Genomic DNA, 302 nt, shown 5'->3' on the forward strand with positions numbered 1-302 from the left:
CTGGAGCACTGGCACACCGGATCGATGACCCGCCGCGTGCCCGAGCACAATCGCGCGCTGCCCGAGGCGCTGCTGGACATGAAACCGGCCGACTGCGAGCGCCTCGGCGTGACCGACGGCGATCGCGTGCGCCTCACCTCGCGTTTCGGCACCTGCGACATCACGGTGTCCACGGCCGGCCGCACCCGTCCGCCCGCGGGCATGGTGTTCACGCCGTTCTTCGCCGAGGAGACGCTGATCAACCTGGTGGTGCAGGACACCTACTGCCCGCTTTCGAAAGAGCCCGATTTCAAGAAGACCTG

General features: G+C 67.5%; 1 protein-coding gene. It reads left to right on the forward strand.

Annotated elements, in window-relative coordinates:
- Nucleotides 1-302 (forward strand): molybdopterin dinucleotide binding domain-containing protein (locus tag NE591_RS14330; RefSeq protein ID WP_305145272.1); only part of this gene is annotated, 302 nt, incomplete at both ends.

It is taken from the genome of Adlercreutzia sp. DFI.6.23 (genome assembly GCF_024462535.1).
In the GTDB taxonomy this organism is placed as follows: domain Bacteria; phylum Actinomycetota; class Coriobacteriia; order Coriobacteriales; family Eggerthellaceae; genus Adlercreutzia; species Adlercreutzia rubneri.